The organism is Aquicoccus porphyridii (assembly GCF_008369105.1).
GTDB lineage: Bacteria > Pseudomonadota > Alphaproteobacteria > Rhodobacterales > Rhodobacteraceae > Aquicoccus > Aquicoccus porphyridii.
This window is the reverse complement of record NZ_VINQ01000004.1, coordinates 76,545-92,834: the sequence shown is the minus strand read 5'-3', so window position 1 is coordinate 92,834 and position 16,290 is coordinate 76,545. Positions and strand designations below refer to the sequence as shown.

At 65.0% G+C, this 16,290-nt stretch carries 20 protein-coding genes; 16 read left to right on the top strand and 4 right to left on the bottom strand.

Going from position 1 to position 16,290, the window contains the following annotated elements; genetic code table 11:
* Window positions 1-9 precede the first annotated feature (9 nt).
* The 3 genes from FLO80_RS07590 (at window position 10) to FLO80_RS07580 (ending at window position 2,650) form a co-directional block, all read left to right on the top strand.
* Window positions 10-1,245, top strand: a complete 1,236-nt coding sequence (locus FLO80_RS07590; RefSeq protein ID WP_111365267.1) for an MFS transporter — start codon at window positions 10-12, stop codon at window positions 1,243-1,245.
* 62 nt (window positions 1,246-1,307) lie between these two features.
* Window positions 1,308-2,177: a 50S ribosomal protein L11 methyltransferase gene (locus tag FLO80_RS07585; RefSeq protein ID WP_111365264.1), complete on the top strand. Its 870-nt coding sequence runs from the start codon at window positions 1,308-1,310 to the stop codon at window positions 2,175-2,177.
* 122 nt (window positions 2,178-2,299) lie between these two features.
* Entirely contained in the window at window positions 2,300-2,650 is a 351-nt protein-coding gene (locus tag FLO80_RS07580) for a hypothetical protein (protein WP_111365261.1), read from the top strand.
* 73 nt (window positions 2,651-2,723) lie between these two features.
* Here the strand turns inward: FLO80_RS07580 and FLO80_RS07575 are convergent, their stop codons facing one another.
* Window positions 2,724-2,930, bottom strand: a complete 207-nt coding sequence (locus FLO80_RS07575) for a DUF1127 domain-containing protein (protein ID WP_111365711.1) — start codon at window positions 2,928-2,930, stop codon at window positions 2,724-2,726.
* 316 nt (window positions 2,931-3,246) lie between these two features.
* On the opposite strand from FLO80_RS07575, the gene ruvC reads away from it, so the two are divergent.
* From ruvC to argE, 12 genes are all read left to right on the top strand, one after another.
* Window positions 3,247-3,753: a crossover junction endodeoxyribonuclease RuvC gene (gene ruvC / locus FLO80_RS07570; protein WP_111365258.1), complete on the top strand. Its 507-nt coding sequence runs from the start codon at window positions 3,247-3,249 to the stop codon at window positions 3,751-3,753.
* Window positions 3,750-4,430, top strand: a complete 681-nt coding sequence (gene ruvA / locus FLO80_RS07565) for a Holliday junction branch migration protein RuvA (RefSeq protein WP_111365255.1) — start codon at window positions 3,750-3,752, stop codon at window positions 4,428-4,430. The genes ruvC and ruvA overlap by 4 nt, the downstream gene beginning before the upstream one ends.
* Window positions 4,431-4,433: 3 nt before the next feature.
* Entirely contained in the window at window positions 4,434-5,462 is a 1,029-nt protein-coding gene (ruvB, locus tag FLO80_RS07560; RefSeq protein WP_111365253.1) for a Holliday junction branch migration DNA helicase RuvB, read from the top strand.
* Between the two features lie 195 nt (window positions 5,463-5,657).
* Window positions 5,658-6,299: a hypothetical protein gene (locus tag FLO80_RS07555; protein ID WP_188078237.1), complete on the top strand. Its 642-nt coding sequence runs from the start codon at window positions 5,658-5,660 to the stop codon at window positions 6,297-6,299.
* Window positions 6,300-6,380: 81 nt separating this feature from the next.
* Complete coding sequence (thpR, locus tag FLO80_RS07550; RefSeq protein ID WP_111365248.1) at window positions 6,381-6,914, top strand: RNA 2',3'-cyclic phosphodiesterase; 534 nt, start codon at window positions 6,381-6,383, stop codon at window positions 6,912-6,914.
* 139 nt (window positions 6,915-7,053) lie between these two features.
* Window positions 7,054-8,328 (top strand): flavin-containing monooxygenase, encoded by a 1,275-nt coding sequence (locus FLO80_RS07545; protein ID WP_111365245.1) that lies wholly within the window; start codon window positions 7,054-7,056, stop codon window positions 8,326-8,328.
* Between the two features lie 35 nt (window positions 8,329-8,363).
* Window positions 8,364-9,497 carry an aromatic ring-hydroxylating oxygenase subunit alpha gene (locus FLO80_RS07540; RefSeq protein WP_111365243.1) on the top strand — a complete coding sequence of 378 codons (1,134 nt, stop codon included), beginning with the start codon at window positions 8,364-8,366 and terminating at the stop codon, window positions 9,495-9,497.
* A gap of 24 nt (window positions 9,498-9,521) precedes the next feature.
* Window positions 9,522-10,697, top strand: a complete 1,176-nt coding sequence (locus FLO80_RS07535) for a LysR substrate-binding domain-containing protein (RefSeq protein ID WP_223145468.1) — start codon at window positions 9,522-9,524, stop codon at window positions 10,695-10,697.
* 42 nt (window positions 10,698-10,739) lie between these two features.
* Window positions 10,740-11,156: a RidA family protein gene (locus FLO80_RS07530; RefSeq protein WP_111365237.1), complete on the top strand. Its 417-nt coding sequence runs from the start codon at window positions 10,740-10,742 to the stop codon at window positions 11,154-11,156.
* A gap of 64 nt (window positions 11,157-11,220) precedes the next feature.
* Window positions 11,221-11,907 (top strand): DUF1028 domain-containing protein, encoded by a 687-nt coding sequence (locus tag FLO80_RS07525; protein ID WP_111365234.1) that lies wholly within the window; start codon window positions 11,221-11,223, stop codon window positions 11,905-11,907.
* Entirely contained in the window at window positions 11,904-12,842 is a 939-nt protein-coding gene (locus FLO80_RS07520) for a LysR family transcriptional regulator (RefSeq protein WP_111365231.1), read from the top strand. Before FLO80_RS07525 ends, FLO80_RS07520 begins: the two co-directional genes overlap by 4 nt.
* Window positions 12,839-13,978 (top strand): acetylornithine deacetylase, encoded by a 1,140-nt coding sequence (argE, locus tag FLO80_RS07515; RefSeq protein WP_111365228.1) that lies wholly within the window; start codon window positions 12,839-12,841, stop codon window positions 13,976-13,978. The genes FLO80_RS07520 and argE overlap by 4 nt, the downstream gene beginning before the upstream one ends.
* Before the next feature lie 126 nt (window positions 13,979-14,104).
* On the opposite strand, the gene FLO80_RS07510 is transcribed toward argE, so the two are convergent.
* Together FLO80_RS07510 and FLO80_RS07505 are read right to left on the bottom strand one after the other, a co-directional pair.
* Window positions 14,105-14,575, bottom strand: a complete 471-nt coding sequence (locus FLO80_RS07510; RefSeq protein ID WP_111365226.1) for a DUF2867 domain-containing protein — start codon at window positions 14,573-14,575, stop codon at window positions 14,105-14,107.
* Window positions 14,575-14,961, bottom strand: coding sequence for a hypothetical protein (locus FLO80_RS07505; protein WP_111365223.1), 387 nt, complete (start codon window positions 14,959-14,961; stop codon window positions 14,575-14,577). The genes FLO80_RS07510 and FLO80_RS07505 overlap by 1 nt, the downstream gene beginning before the upstream one ends.
* A gap of 64 nt (window positions 14,962-15,025) precedes the next feature.
* Here FLO80_RS07505 and FLO80_RS07500 point away from each other — a divergent pair, with 64 nt between their 5' ends.
* The gene (locus tag FLO80_RS07500) at window positions 15,026-15,565 is read left to right on the top strand and encodes a TetR/AcrR family transcriptional regulator (RefSeq protein ID WP_188078236.1); all 540 of its coding nucleotides are present in this window, start codon (window positions 15,026-15,028) and stop codon (window positions 15,563-15,565) included.
* A gap of 191 nt (window positions 15,566-15,756) precedes the next feature.
* On the opposite strand, the gene FLO80_RS07495 is transcribed toward FLO80_RS07500, so the two are convergent.
* Window positions 15,757-16,212, bottom strand: a complete 456-nt coding sequence (locus tag FLO80_RS07495) for a hypothetical protein (protein WP_111365709.1) — start codon at window positions 16,210-16,212, stop codon at window positions 15,757-15,759.
* Window positions 16,213-16,290 lie beyond the last annotated feature (78 nt).

Below are 16,290 nucleotides of genomic sequence, written 5' to 3'. Positions count from 1 at the left end.
TCGGGAATCATGAGCAAGACAGTTCGACTCGATCAGGCGCAATCCCTGCCGTTCTGGCGACGGCCGGTTGCACTGCTTTTCCTGATGGCGGCGGCGATGCCGATCGCCTTTGCCACATGGTCGGCGCTGCTCAACAATTTCATCATCGAGGTCGGCAGGTTCGACGGCTCGGACAATGGCTGGCTGCATACGGTGCGCGAGATTCCGGGCTTTCTGGCCATCGGGGTGATCGCGATCATCATTTTCGTGCGTGAGCAGGTGCTGGCGCTTGTCTCGCTCATCCTGCTGGGTGTGGCGACGGCGCTGACCGCTTTTTTCCCCTCCATGGCGGGAATCCTGACCATCACGATGCTCTCGTCCATCGGCTTTCACTATTACGAGACGGTCAACCAGTCGCTGCAATTGCAATGGCTGCCCAAGGACCGCGCGCCGCAGGTATTGGGCCTGTTGCTGGCGGCCGGGTCGGCGGCAACCTTGGTGGCCTACGGGTTGATCGTTCTGACTTGGCGGGCCTTCGATCTGAGCTATGCGTTCGTTTACATGGTTGCGGGTGGAACGACGGCGCTGATCGCGGTTTTCGCCTGGTTCGCCTATCCCCAGTTCGAGGCGCCCAATCCGCAGATCAAGAAGATGATCCTGCGCAAACGCTATTGGCTATACTATGCGCTGCAATTCATGTCCGGTGCGCGGCGACAGATCTTCATCGTCTTCGCCGGCTTCATGATGGTCGAGAAATTCGGCTTTGACGTTCACGAAGTGACCGCGCTTTTCCTGATCAACCTGGTGTTCAACATGGTGGCGGCACCGCTCTTTGGCCGGGCGGTCGCGCGTTTTGGCGAGCGCAACGCGCTGGCGTTCGAATATGTCGGGCTGATTACCGTTTTCCTCGCCTATGGCGGGATATATTATTTCGGCTGGGGCGTGGTGCTGGCGGCGGTGCTTTACGTGCTCGACCACATGTTCTTTGCGCTGGCACTGGCGCTCAAGACCTATTTTCAGAAGATCGCTGCTCCCGGTGACATCGCCCCGACCGCCGCCGTGGCCTTTACCATCAATCACATCGCAGCGGTGTTCCTGCCGGCATCGCTTGGCTATCTCTGGCTGGTGTCCCCGGGGTCGGTTTTCCTCTTGGCGGCGTCGATGGCCGGGCTGTCGCTTTGCCTTGCCCTGTTGATTCCACGACATCCGGAACCGGGCAATGAAACGATCTTCTCGCGTTTCGTGCGCGCGGCCCCGGCCGAGTAACTGCATGGCTTGACCGCCCTGCGCATCGCCCTTACCGCCAGCGAAAACACCGGAGACATGCCATGCCCACCTTTACCGCATTGACCACCCTTGCCGGGAAAACCGCCGCCGAGGCGCTTGGCGAGGAGATGGAGCGGCTCGATCCCGAACCGGTCGGCGTGGGCGTGTTCGAGCTTGAAGACGGCTCCGGGCTTTGGGAAGTGGGCGGATATTTTACCGAACCGCCGGACCGCGCGGGTCTTGCCCTGCTTGAGGCGCTGCACGATGCCCGGCCCTTCGTCATCTCGGAATTGCCCGAGACCGACTGGGTCGCAAAGGTTCGGCGCGAATTGGCCCCGGTCGAGGCCGGTCGTTTTTTCGTTCATGGCAGTCATGATGCTGACAAGCTGCCCAAGGGGGCCGAGCCGCTGTTGATTGAGGCGGCGATGGCCTTTGGCACCGGGCATCACGGAACCACGCTGGGCTGTCTGCTTGCGCTGGATCGGCTTGTGGATGCGGGTTTCGTCGGCAGAAGCGTCGCGGATATCGGCTGTGGCACCGCGGTCCTGGCCATGGCGGCGGCGCGGATCTGGTCCGATCCGGTCATAGCCAGCGATATCGACTCGGTTGCGGTCGACGTGGCGCAGGCCAATGTCCGGGCCAACGGTCTGGAGGATCGGGTGCGCTGTGTCGAGGCGGCGGGGTTCGATCATCCCGATCTTATGGCTGCCGCACCTTTCGACCTGATCTTTGCCAATATTCTCAAGGGGCCGCTGATTGCGCTCGCGCCGGACCTGACAGATGCGCTTGCATCCGGGGGGCGGGCGATTCTTTCGGGCATCCTGAATGAACAGGCCGATGACGTATTGGCGGTTTATTCACGGCTGGGAACCAATACCCTTGCGCGCGACGAGATTGGTGAGTGGACGACCCTGACGCTGGGCAAAGTTTAAGGCGGTATGATGGCGGAAAGCCAATTTTTTGCCTTATTTTAAGGGTTTGCCATACATTTGCCACATTCCCTCGGCATGTTTTCGCCACTTCGGTGGGGGCATGTACCGGAGGCTAGGCTGCCATGCCTGACAAGTTCGCGGATTTTGACAAGCGGCTGACGCGGATCAACCGCTCCCACCGGCGGGTTGCCCGGGGACCATCCTATGCACCGGTTGTCGGGGCCGATGGGCTTATCGTCGTGCGGCGACGGCGAAGCGGCCCCAATATCCCCGTGAAGGGCCTGATTTATCTTGTTCTGGGTTTCTGCCTGTTCAAAAGCGTTGCCATCGCGCATTTCGGTGCAACCGGCTATGCGGATCGTATCGACGAAATGAAGCAGGGAACGGTTTTCGAATGGGCCGGCGCGTGGGTGTTGCAGCCTGACCGGGTGAGCATTCGGATTGCCACCACCATCGCGCCCTTCATCAAGTAATCGTCTCTCGTCAAAGAAAAAGCCGCGTCAGGATTGTTCCTGACGCGGCTTTCCCGTTTGACTGGTCCGGAGCTTAGCGTTTTGCTGCGATATTGTCGATATCGCCACGGCACAGGCCGATGTCTTCAAGCTCGCGGTCGCTCAGTTGCGACAGCGCATTGCGGGTCACGCGGGTATCGTTCCATGCCACGATCGTCGCGACGAGCGATGCAAAGAGTTGGCCGATACGGCCGTTGGTGCCAGCGGAAAGCTGAACGCGGGGGGTGTCGATTGCAGCCATATCCATGTTCCCTTGGTTTGAGTGGCGGTTTGCTGTTTGTGAACGGCAAATAGGCCCGGTTTCGGGCCGCGACAAGCAGTGAAAAGAGCATAAGTCCTATGCAATTTCTGCATGGGCAAGAATCGGCTCATTCCCCTTTTAAACAAGGCTAATCGGCCGATGAGGAATGTCGTTTTCTGCACGTGCAAAGGCGCAATCTGACCGCGGCTGTCGCGCCGGTTTGCAAAAGGTCGCTTTTTGGAATTGCGTGATTGTCGTTGGCTTGTGTTCCCGTTTCGTGCTAGTGGTTCAAAAAAGCAACAGACAGGCAAAATCGATGCGGGTTTTAGGGATCGACCCGGGGCTTCGGAACCTCGGCTGGGGCGTGATCGACGTCGAGGGCAGCAGGTTGAGCCACGTGGCCAACGGAATCTGCCATTCGGGAACGGGGGAATTGGCGGATCGGCTGAGGCGTCTTTATGATGATCTTCATGCCATTCTGATCCGCTTTGGCCCGGACACGGCTGCGGTCGAGCAGACCTTCGTGAACAAGGACGGGGCGGCGACGCTCAAGCTCGGGCAGGCGCGGGGCATTGCCCTTCTGGTGCCGGCGCAGGCGGGGCTGCGCGTCGGGGAATACGCGCCCAACACGGTCAAGAAGACGGTGGTGGGCGTGGGCCACGCCGACAAGGCCCAGATCGCGCATATGGTGAAAATGCAGCTCCCCGGGGTCGTGATCGAGGGGCCGGACGCGGCGGATGCTCTGGCCATCGCGATCTGCCATGCGCATCATGCCCGCAGCGCAGCGGCGATTTCCGCCGCGAAGAAAGAGGTGGGGGCATGATCGGCAAGATCAGCGGGCTGTTGGATTACAAGGGCGACGATCACGTGCTGATCGACGTGCGCGGGGTGGGATACCTCGTTTATTGCTCCGATCGCACCCTTGCCACGCTGCCCGGGCCGGGCGAGGCGGTGACGCTTTACACCGATCTTCTGGTGCGCGAGGATCTGTTGCAGCTTTTCGGATTTCCGTCGCTTCTGGAAAAGGAATGGCATCGTTTGTTGATGAGCGTTCAGGGGGTGGGGGCCAAGGCGTCTCTGGCCATTCTGGGCGCACTTGGTGCAGAAGGGGTTAATCGCGCGATCGCATTGGGTGACTGGAACGCGGTCAAGGCTGCCAGGGGGATCGGCCCCAAGACGGCGCAACGGGTCGTCAACGAGTTGAAGGACAAGGCCCCGGCGGTGATGGCGCTGGGCGGGGCGCTGGCGGCGACACTGGCGTCGGACGGGGCGGCGGGCGAGGTGATCGAAGGTGATCCCGCGTCGGCACAGCCCCAGCCCAAGCGGGTGGAAAGTGGTGGTGCGGCGGTGCAGTCCGAAGCCTTGTCGGCGTTGTCGAACCTTGGCTATGGCCCGGGCGAGGCGGCGGGTGCGGTGGCACAGGCGGCGGGCGATGCGCCCGGCGCGGACACTGCGACACTCATCCGTGCGGCGCTCAAGCTGTTGGCTCCGAAGGGATAATTCATGACCGAGTCCGACCCGACATTGCGCGCCGCGCCGCTGCCCGAGGACATGGATCGGGCGTTGCGACCCCAGAGTCTTGATGAGTTCGTGGGGCAGGAGGCGGCGCGGGCCAATCTGCGGGTGTTCATCCAGTCGGCGCGGATGCGTGGCGAGGCGATGGATCACACGCTGTTTCACGGCCCCCCCGGGCTGGGCAAGACGACGCTGGCGCAGATCATGGCGCGCGAGTTGGGGGTCGGTTTCCGGATGACCTCGGGGCCGGTGCTGGCCAAGGCCGGGGATCTGGCCGCGATCCTGACCAATCTCGAAGCGCGGGATGTGCTGTTTATTGATGAAATTCATCGGCTTAACCCGGTCGTGGAAGAAGTGCTTTATCCGGCGCTCGAAGATTTCGAACTGGACCTTGTGATCGGCGAGGGGCCGGCGGCGCGCACGGTGCGGATCGAGTTGCAGCCCTTCACGCTAGTCGGGGCGACGACGCGGCTGGGGCTGCTCACCACGCCGCTGCGCGACCGGTTCGGGATTCCGACGCGGTTGGAGTTCTACGAAATTCACGAGTTGAATCAGATTGTTACCGCCAATGCCCGCAAGCTGGGGGTGGAGACGGAAGCCGAAGGCGCGTTGGAGATCGCGCGCCGGTCACGCGGGACGCCGCGGATCGCGGGCCGGCTGTTGCGGCGGGTGGTGGATTTCGCGGTGGTCGAGGGCGGCGGCAAGATCAGCCGTGCGCTGGCCGATGCGGCCCTCACCCGGCTGGGCGTGGACGGGCTCGGGCTTGACGGTGCGGATCGGCGCTATCTCACTCTTATTGCTGAGAATTATCACGGCGGGCCGGTCGGGATCGAGACCATGGCGGCGGCATTGAGCGAGCCGCGCGATGCGCTGGAAGAGGTGATCGAGCCCTATCTCTTGCAGCAGGGGCTGATCCAGCGGACGCCGCGGGGGCGGATGCTGGCGCATAAGGGCTGGACCCATCTGGGCCTTGCCCCGCCGCCCGTGCCGGGCCAATCGGACCTGTTCGACGGCTGAGCGCACGCCCCGTTAACCGGGGTCGAAAAGCGCAGAATCCGGGGGGTGACTTCCGGCTGCCATCCGGCTGCTGCCCGGCTGCCGGGGAAAACGCCCGCGCGGGGCGATTCGGACGTTAACCTTTGCGCCGCCCGGGTTGAAGAAAATCCCCGGCTCGGGCATCACCGGGGCGATGCGATGCAGGAGGCCCACGCGATGAGTCCAGAGGAGATCGAACGGCATTTCACATCCCCCGACGGGGAATTTCGTTTTGCCCGCTGGGAGCGCCCGATCGTGCCGGTGGTCTTCGGCGTGGATGACCGGACGCTTTCGGTCATCAAGGGCGCGATCGAGGCGGTGGTGGCGCTGGCCGGTCACAAGATGGCCGAGACCGACCCGGAACTGGGCAGCAACCTCATGCTGTTTTTCGTGCGCGACTGGGACGAGTTGGCCGCGCTGGACGGGCTGGCCCGGATGGTGCCGGGTTTCGATGAAACCGTGGCGCGGCTCGAGCGCGAGGGGGCCAATCAATACCGGTTCTTCCGCTTCGAGGACAACGGCGCGATCAAGGCCGCCTTCGTATTCTTGCGGATGGATGAGAGCCTGTCGGAAATGGCGGCCGAGGATCTGGCGCTGGCGCAGGCGGTGCAGGTGATCCTGTTGTGGGGCACGCGGGCCTTTGGCGAGATTTCGCCGCTGGCGCGCTTGCCGGGCGGGCAGGTGGTGCTGCGCCCCGAGATCGCGGGCCTGGTCGCGGCGGGGTATGATCCGCTGTTGCCGGTGGCGGAGCGGGACGGCATGGCGTTGTCGCTGCGGCTGGCGGCGCGGATGAATGCGGGATCGACGGGGGCGGAGTGAGCGCCCTTGGGCGATCATTGCGGCGCTGTGCCCGGATGTGAGCGGGATATTGAGTATTTTTACCAAGAAAGAGCAGGGGCGATGCGAAGTTTCGTGGCCGTCGAGATGCCCGGGGAGATGCGCGAAGCCTTGGTGGCCATGCAGGTCGGCCTGCCGGGGCGGCATGTGCCCGAGGAGAACCTGCACCTGACGCTGGCCTTTCTGGGCGAGGTGGAGGAGGCGCGGTTGCAGGACCTGCATGGCGTTCTGTCGGGGCTGAAGCTCGCCGCGCCGATGCTGCGGGTGACGGCGCGTGACGTGTTCGAGGGGCGAAAGCCGGTGCTGGCGTTCGCGACGCTGGCGCCCGATCCGGGGCTTGAGGCGGCGCGGCGCGCGGTGCGGCAGGCGGCGCGGGACGTGGGGATCGCGCTGGGGCGCGAGCGGTTCCGCCCGCATGTCACGCTCAGCCGGTTCGGGCGCGGGATCAGCGGGCGTGATGCCGAGCGGCTGGCGGCCCGTCTCGGACCGGTAGTGGGGCCGGTCGAGGGGCGCGCGGCGCGGTTCGGGCTTTACCGGTCCGACTTGCGGGCGGACGGGCCGCGATACGAGCTTTTGGCGGGGTATGACTTCGATTAGATTTAGTCTAATCTTATGTCTGGATAAATTTACTTTCCCCTAAGTAGCGGGGTGCGGCATTCTGGCACAAACGCGAATCCCCGACCCGGGCCCTTTCGTGATCTGTGAAAGGCGGGGTCGGCCAGAAGAGGATACCGGGATGGCAATTGAGAAGACCGATACGCTGATCGTGGGGGGCGGGCAGGCCGGGCTTGCCATGAGCGAGCATCTGGGGCGCGCGGGCGTGCCGCATATCGTGCTTGAGCGCGACCGGATCGCGGAACGCTGGCGCACCTGGCGGTGGGATTCGCTGGTGGCCAACGGGCCGGCCTGGCATGACCGGTTCCCGACGCTGGAATTCGACGATGTCGATCCCGACGGTTTCGCCCCCAAGGAGCGGGTGGCGTCCTATTTCGAGGAATATGCCAAGCTGATCGAGGCGCCGATCCGCTGCGGTGTCGAGGTCAGGCGCGTGACCCGGAACGCGGGTCGCCCCGGCTTTACCATTGAGACCAGCGCAGGCGTGATCGAGGCCGAGCGGGTGGTGGCGGCGACCGGCCCGTTCCAGAAACCGGTGATCCCGGCGATCCTGCCTGAGGATGCGGGAGTGACGCAGCTTCACTCGGCCAGTTACCGCAATCCGGGGCAGTTGCCCGAGGGCGCGGTTCTTGTGGTTGGCGCGGGCTCGTCCGGTGTGCAGATTGCCGACGAGCTGGCCCGGGCCGGTCGCAAGGTTTACCTTTCGGTCGGGCCGCATGACCGGCCGCCCCGGGCCTATCGCGGGCGCGACTATTGCTGGTGGCTGGGGGTTCTGGGCCTGTGGGATCTGGCCACGCCGCCCGCGGGCGCCGAGCATGTGACCATCTCGGTGAGCGGCGCGCATGGCGGGCACACGGTGGATTTCCGGGCGCTGGCGGCGCAGGGGATCACGCTTGTCGGGCGCACCGACGGTTATGAGGCGGGCAAGGTGAGTTTCGCGCAGAACCTAGCCGAGACGATCGCGCGGGGCGACAGGAATTACCTGTCGGTTCTGGATGCGGCGGACGAATATGCGGCGCGCAACGGGCTCGACCTGCCCGAGGAGCCGCAGGCGCGGATGATCGGGCCGGACCCGGACTGCATGACCCGGCCACTGGCCGGTCTCGACCTGAAAGAGGCGGGGGTGAGCACGGTGCTTTGGGCGACGGGCTTTGCGCTCGACTATGGCTGGTTGCAGGTCAATGCGTTCGACGCGAACGGCCAGCCCGAGCATCAGCGCGGCGTGTCGAAGGAGCCGGGGGTCTATTTTCTCGGGCTGCCGTGGCTGTCGCGGCGCGGATCGTCCTTTATCTGGGGGGTGTGGCACGATGCGAGGTTCATCGCCGACCAGATCGGGATTCAGCGCAATTACATGGCCTATGAAGGGCCCGAGGCGCAGGCGGTGAAATCGGCCTGAGCAGGACGGATCGCAAGGCACAAGGAGCGAACAGGATGCCAGAGGATCACACACCCGACGCCCTGCGCGAGCTGGCCGAGAACGTGGCGCAGCCGTTCGAGCGGGCGCATGCGATGCCGCCGTCGGTCTATACGTCCGAGGCGTTCATGCAGGCCGAGATCGAGCGGATCTTCGCGCGGGAATGGTATTGCGTGGGGCGTGCGGACGCCTTGAAAGAACCCGGCGATTACATCACCGCGAAACTGGCGGGTCAGCCGGTCGTGGTGATCCGCGACCGCGCGGGGGACGTGCGGGCGCTGTCGAACGTGTGTCTGCACCGAATGTCCACCATGCTGGAGGGGCGGGGGCATGCGCGGGTGCTGAGTTGCCCCTATCACGGCTGGACCTATAACCTCGACGGCACGCTGCGCGGGGCCCCGGCGATGAGCCTCAATGCGGGGTTCTGCAAGGAAGCTTACAAGCTGCCGCAGGTGCGGTGCGAGGAATGGCTGGGCTGGGTGTTCATCACGCTCAACCCCGATGCCGGGCCGGTGGCCGCGCAGCTTGCCGAGTTGGGCGAGATGGTCGCGGGCTATGACATGACCAACTATACCGAGACGTTCTACGAGGAGCATGTCTGGAACACCAACTGGAAGGTGCTGGCCGAGAATTTCATGGAGAGCTATCACCTGCCGGTCTGTCACGCGGGCACGATCGGGGGTTTGTCGAAGCTTGACGAGATGGTGTGCCCGCCGGGGCGGGCGGCGTTCAACTATCACACGATCCTCAAGGATGACAGTTTGCGCATCGCGATGGCGCATCCCTCCAACGACCGGCTGGAGGGGGACATGCGGCGCATGACCTATCTCATCGCGGTCTATCCCGGCCTGATGATCACGCTGACGCCGGGGTATTTCTGGTATCTCTCGCTGCATCCGGTCACGCCGGGGCAGGTGCATATCCGGTTCGGGGGCGGGATGTCGGACGATTACAAGGGCGACCCGGACGCGCAACAGAATTTCGCCGACCTGAAAACCCTGCTCGACGAGGTCAATGTCGAGGACCGGGGCTGTACCGAGAAGGTCTATGCGGGGCTGTCATCCGGCCTTGCAAGCCCGGGCCACCTGAGCCACCTTGAACGTCCGAATTATGACTTCGCGCAGTATTTGCACGCGAAACTCGATGCCTGACGGACCGTTCAAGGGGTGATGGATATGGGGCTTGCCACCGGAGCGGCGCTGCGCGAGAGATTCCTTGGCGGGATGAGCCACGCGGCGGCGACGGTCAACGTGGTGACGACCGATGGCCGCGCCGGGCGTGGCGGCGTTACAGTGTCGGCCATGTCGAGCGTGAGCGCGGATACGCCGCGCCCCACGCTGCTCATCTGTATCCACCAGCAAAGCCCGGTGGCGCGGCAGATCATCGACAACGGCGTCTTTTGCGTGAACATCCTCAAGGATGACCAGGCCTATATCTCGGATGCCTTCGCGGGCCGGTTCAAGGACCAGTTGGCCGACAAGTTCGATTGCTGCGACTGGGCGCCGATGCGTTCGGGCGCGCCGCGGGTGCGTGATCCGCTGGTGGGGTTCGACTGTCACGTGATTTCGTCCGACCGGGTGGGCACGCATCACGTTTTCTTTGGCGAGGTCGATGACATCTTCATCGCCGATGGCGGCTCGCCCCTGATCTATGCGCGCCGGGGTTACGGTGCGGCGACCCGGATCGAGACGCCCGCGACGGTGACGGCGGGGCGGGAGGCCGAGGGTCGGGTGCTCAAGGTCGGGTGTTTTCACAGTTTCGGGCCGGTGCTTCTGCCCGATATCGTCCGGCGCATGGCCGAGGCGGAGGAACCGGCGCGGATCGAGTTGATCGAGGGCGATCAGCGCCGCGTGCAGGAGGCGGTGATGGCGGGCGAGGCCGATCTGGCGCTGCTTTACGATGCCGGGCTGCCCGAGGGAATCGAGGCGATGGAGCTGGCCTGTCTGGAGCCTTACGTGTTGCTGGCGCAGGATCACCCGCTGGCCGAACTGCCCGAGATCACGCCACAGGATCTGGCCGATCATCCGATGATCCTTCTGGGGGCGACGCAGGGCGGGGATTACTTCACCTCGATCCTCGAAGAGGCCGGGGTGCGCCCGCGCGTGGCCTATCGCTCATCGAGTTTCGAGATGGTGCGCGGGCTGGTGGGGCAGGGGCTGGGCTATGCGCTCCTGTCCACGCGCCCGGCGGCGACGATGAGTTATGACGGGCATCTGCTGGTCACGCGGCCGTTGCGCGCGCCCGCCCGGCCCAACCGGGTGATGCTGGCCACGCGGCGCGGTGTCGATCCCGGGCCGCAGGCGGCGCGGTTCATCCGCTATTGCCGGGATTACTTCCATCTCGATAAATGAGGCGCGGTGGGGCGGCACCCACCCTTTAGAGGAGACCGAACAGTGACGCATGAGCGTATTCGCAGCTTCAACACCAAGGACACATATCCCGAGCAGGCGCTCGACAACGACCTGTGCCAGGCCGTGGTGACACGCGGCGGGCGCACCGTGTGGATGCGGGGGCAATGCCCGCAGAACCTTGACGATGCGAAGAACATCGACAGCCATGATCCGGGTGAGCAGACCCACAAGGTGATGCAGAACATCCGCCAGTTGATCGAAGAGGCGGGCGGGCGCATGGAACACCTGGTGAAGGTGGTGGTCTATATCACCGACGTGCGCCACCGCGAGGCGGTGTATTGCGTGATGGGCGAATATATCCGCGGCGTGCATCCGGTTTCGACCGGGTTGGTGGTGCAGGCGCTGGCGCGGCCCGAATGGCTGGTCGAGATCGACGCGACGGCGGTGATCCCGGATTGAGGTTTTCGTGGGGGCCAGCCCCCACACCCCCGGGATATTTTAAGCCAAATGAAAGGGCGGGAAGATGACATTTTCACTGGTGGCGCGCTGTGCCGAGACGGGGATGTTCGGGGTGGCGATCTCGTCGTCCTCGCCGGCGGTGGCGGCGCGTTGTGCATATGCCCGCGCGGGCGTGGGCGCGGTGGCGAGCCAGAACGTGACCGATCCGCGGCTGGGGCCGCTGGCGCTTGACGTGATGGGCCGGGGCATGAGTGCGGAGGAGGCGATTGCCGAGGTGCAGCGCTCGGGCCGCCATATCGAGTATCGGCAGGTTCTGGCGATCGACGCGCAGGGGCGGGTGGCGATACATTCGGGGCCGAATTCGCTGGGCATCTGGACGCAGGCCGAGGGGCGCGATGTGGCCTCGGGCGGGAATCTCCTGGCCAATGACGGGGTTCCGGCGGCCATCGTGGCGGGGTTCGAGGCGGCAAAGGGGCATCTGGGTGATCTGGGTGATCGGCTGATTGCGGCGATGCGCGCAGGGCTGGCGGCGGGGGGCGAGGCCGGGCCGGTGCATTCGGCGGGGATGATGATCGTCGACGACGTGCCATGGCCGGTGGCCGATCTGCGCTGTGACTGGATCGACGAGGGTTGCCCGGTCGAGGCGGTGGCGCGCGCCTGGGAGGTCTACAAGCCGCAATTGCGCGACTATGTCATGCGCGCGCTCGACCCCACGCGGGCGCCGTCCTACGGGGTGCCGGGGGACGAATGAACCGGTTTTCCCTGCGCCAGCTGGAATATTTCGTGGCGGTGGGCCGGGCCGGGTCGATCGCGCGGGCGGCGGAGGTGGTGAACGTCTCGTCGCCGTCGATCTCGTCGGCGATTGCGCAGCTTGAAGAGACGCTGGGCCTGCCCTTGTTCGTGCGGCGGCGGGCGCAGGGGCTGTCGCTCACCCAGGCGGGGCGGCAGGTGATGGAACAGGCCGGGCGGGTGCTGGCCGAGGCCGAGGCGCTGAACCGGCTGGCGGGCGAGATCGCGGGCAGCGTGCGCGGGCCGCTGGCGGTGGGGTGCCTGCTGACGTTTGCGCAGATCGTCGTGCCCGCGCTGCGCCGCGGGTTCGAGGCGCGCTATCCTGACGTGCATATCCGGCAATACGAGCGCGACCAGGAGGGGATTTTCGAGGGGCTCAGGCGGGCCGATCTGGATGTGGCGCTCAGCTATGACATGAACATTCCCGACGATCTCGATTTCGTACCGCTCTTGCCGCTCAGGCCCTATGCGGTGATGGCCGCCGATCACCCGCTGGCGGGCCGGGCCGAGGTGACGGCGGCGGAGCTGGCCGGGCATCCGATGATCCTGCTCGACCTGCCGCATTCCTCGGCCTATTTCCTGTCGTTCTTCGAGGAGACCGGGACGCCGCCGCTGATCAGCGAGCGGACCCGCGACATGGCGGTGATGCGCAGCCTTGTCGCCAACGGGTTTGGCTATGGCATCGTCAATATTCGCCCGCTCAATGACCGTGCGCCCGATGGGCGGCCGCTGTGTTTCGTGCCCCTGGCCGGGTCGGTGGGGATGATGAACCTGGGGCTGGTGATGGCCCGGGGGGGTGCGGGCCTGCCGACGATCCGGGCCTTTGTCGAGCATGCGCGCGGCTATGTCGAGGGCGGCCATGTGCCGGGGCTTACCCCGCTGGAGGCGCCCGCATGAGCCGCACATTGGAGCATCTCGAACGGCTGGTGGGCTTTGCCTCGCTCACCGATATGCCCAATGGCGAGATCGTGGATTACATCGCCGGGGTGCTGGGTGCGGCGGGGGCGCGGGTGCATCGGATCGACGGCGGAGAGGGGAAATCGGGGCTGTTCGCCGCGATCGGACCCGAAGGGCCGGGGGGCGTGATGTTGTCGGGTCATGTCGATGTGGTGCCAGTGGCGAGGCAGGATTGGTCATCGGACCCGTTCACGCTGCGCCGTGCGGATGACAGGGTCTATGGGCGCGGGACAACCGACATGAAGGGGTTCCTGGCCGCGATGCTGAGCGTGGCGGAGCGTGCCGGGGCCCTGGCGCGCCCGCTCAAGCTGGCGTTTTCCTGGGACGAGGAGATCGGCTGTCGTGGCATCCCGGTGATGCTCGAGCGGATCGACGCGACCGTGGGGCGGCCTGAGGCCTGTATCGTGGGCGAGCCGACGGGGATGCAGATCGCGCTGGGCCACAAGGGCAAGACATCGCTGCGCGCGGTGGCGCGGGGGCAGGCGGGGCATTCGGCCGAGGCGCCGGATTACGTCAATGCGCTGCATCTCGCCGCCGGGATGATTGGCGCGTTGCGCGACGAACAGGACCGGCTTGCGCGGACGGGTGCGCAGGATGACGGGTTCGCCATCCCCTACAGTACGGTTCATGCCGGGGTGATGCAGGGGGGGCGCGCGCTCAACATCGTGCCGGATTGGGCCGAGATCGCCTTTGAAATCCGCAATCTTGCCGAGGAGCCGCCCGGTGAGATCATCGCCCGGCTGCACGCGGCGGCGCGCGAGATCGCCGCGCAGGCCGGGCCGGGGGCCGGGCTGGAGATCGAGGAGACCGGGGCCTATCCCGGGCTTGCCACCGCGCCGGACAGCCCGGCGGTGACGCTGGCGCGGGACATCGCCCCCGGGGCAGGGCTGACCAAGGTGTCCTACGGGACCGAGGCGGGGCATTTCGCGGCGCGCGGCATCGAAACGGTGGTCTGCGGGCCGGGCGACATGGCGCAGGGGCACAAGCCCGACGAGTTCATCGCGCTTGACCAGTTGGCGCAATGCGACGCGATGCTCGACCGGTTGCTGGCACGGTTGGGGGACGGCATGCGGTAAGGCGTTTCGCCGAGACGCGCATCGTCCATGTATTGGGCGATTTCTGGTGTGTCGGTTTGGCGGGGCGGAGCGGACAGCCAGGATTGCCTCTGCCTGTCTCTGCCCTCCAGCAGCCGCCCAAACTGCTCAACCGCCCTGAAGGTCCCGCCCCATCCTGCGCATCATGGTCGACACGATCAGCCTGTGCATCGGGGCAACCGGGATCATGTAAAGCCGCCCGAACCCGTTGTGCACCTTGACCGATGAGGTGATGGTCAACCGCTGGCCATGGGTCATGATGCAAGTCACGACATCGAGATGCCGGTCACGTTCGCTTAGTGTCAGGATCTCGGGCTCGATCCGTTCGACCACGAAGAAATCCAGCCGGTCACCCAGCTGCGGTGCCTGATCGAGCCGCCCGGAAAACCCGCCGATCCGCTTGACCCCGAAGCGTGCGGATATCGCATCGCGGATGCGAAAGGCCAGCGCCATCCCGGGCAGGGGGTGGCGCATCGCCAGGCTCCAGGCCTCAAGCGCCGTCATGGGCTGCGGCAGATCGATGCCGCGGGTATCGTAAAAATCCAGCTCCTCGCGCGGGGCGACAAGATCGGCCTGCATCACAGTACCCTTTCGCGGCTTTGGCCCAAGCGGGTCAGCGCCGGGATGGCCAGAAAGATCACCCATTGCGGCATGTCGCTGACAGTGCCGAGCCGCGTCAGGCCATAAAACAGGAACACCGCCGCAAAGCCGACCTGAACCCCGGACAGAACAATCTCGAACGCAAGATCGCGGCGCTTGGCCAGAACCCACAGCCCATAGGTCAGCACGACCAGCACCGCGGTGACGGCATGCCACAAAACTGCGGCAAAGGCCGCAAGCCCCGGGTCGGGCAAGACCGCCTGCATGGGCGCATGCACATCGACACCGCCTGCAAAGACATGGATCAGAACGGTGGCCCCCATCAGGGTGGCGGCAAGGCGGGTCCAAAGCATCGTGGTCTCCATACGGTTGCGTATGGAATAGTGATCTGCATTGACCCTGTCAATACGGTAGCGTATGGTTTTTGCCATGACACAGCAGCCCCGTCCCCGTCTGAGCGCCGAAGACTGGCTGATGGCCGGGTTCCGCGCGCTGGCCGATCAGGGCCCGAGCGCCTTGCGCGCCGAGGCCCTGGCGCGCAACCTGGGTACGACCAAGGGATCGTTCTACTGGCATTTCAAGGATTTGCCCGACTATCTGGCTAAACTGATCGCGCTTTGGGAAACCCGCGCCTTCACCGATGTTCTGGCCTCGCTTGACCCCGACTTGCCGCCGCGCGGACGTCTGGAACAGTTGTGCCTGCTGGCAACGGGCTATCGAGACCCGTCTTATGGCGGCATCGCGCTGGAACCGGCCCTGCGCGCCTGGGCGCTGTCGGCCCCGGACGTCGCCGATGCTCTGCGCCGGATGGATGCACGGAGGCTGGACGCGCTGGCCGATCTATGCACGCAAGCCGGTATCACCGATCCGGTCGCCCCCCGCGCCCTCTATGCGCTGGCAATCGGGGTCGAGGCCCTGGGCGATGACAAGGGGACCGAGGCCATGCGCCTTGTCTTGCGGGGGCTTTGACGATCAAATGTCTGCTCTGGGGCAGGCCGCGGCGCGCGGCACCCGCAGCATTCGAAATGAGCCTGTGAGTCCGCCTAGGACCCCCACCCGCCCCTCACCGTTCCGATGATTGCGCCCGTATCGGGGGAATCCTCAACGTACCTGCCAAGGTGCCTGCTCCGACGGGGGTGTGCCGGGCGCGGAAGCCGGGGTCAGCCCGCTTCCTGTTCGAGGTTCAGCTTCATGTCGAGCAGCACCTGTTGCAACGTCACCGCTTCCTTGAGCAGGCGCTTGGCCTCGTTCACCGTGATGACCCCGTCCTCGATCGCTTGCTGATACTCGGCCATGAGCATCGCGAAACGCTGGCTGAGCGCGATCACGTCGGTGTTGACGTTTCCCTTGGAGACATTCTGGCGGCGCTGGTCATGGCTGAGCGTGATGCCCTTCAGATCGGACAGGGCCGCGGTCACATGCGGATAACTGGCAGCCGCTTCCAGCGCCGCGACCGCGTCGATCGGCATGAACCTGTCGGCGTGTTCTTCATTGTCGGAATAATATCGCCCGAGCGTGGCCTTGGACTTTCCGGTCAGTTGGCAGGCTGGTTCGATACCGACATCCTTGACCAGCGCCTCGGTGTGCTTTTTCAGGTAGTTGCCAACGCCGTTCATATCCATGCTGTCCCCATGTTCACGCTGCCCGCCGGTTGCGGGGAAATCGTTAATTTATTTCCCATTAGTCGTTTTGAT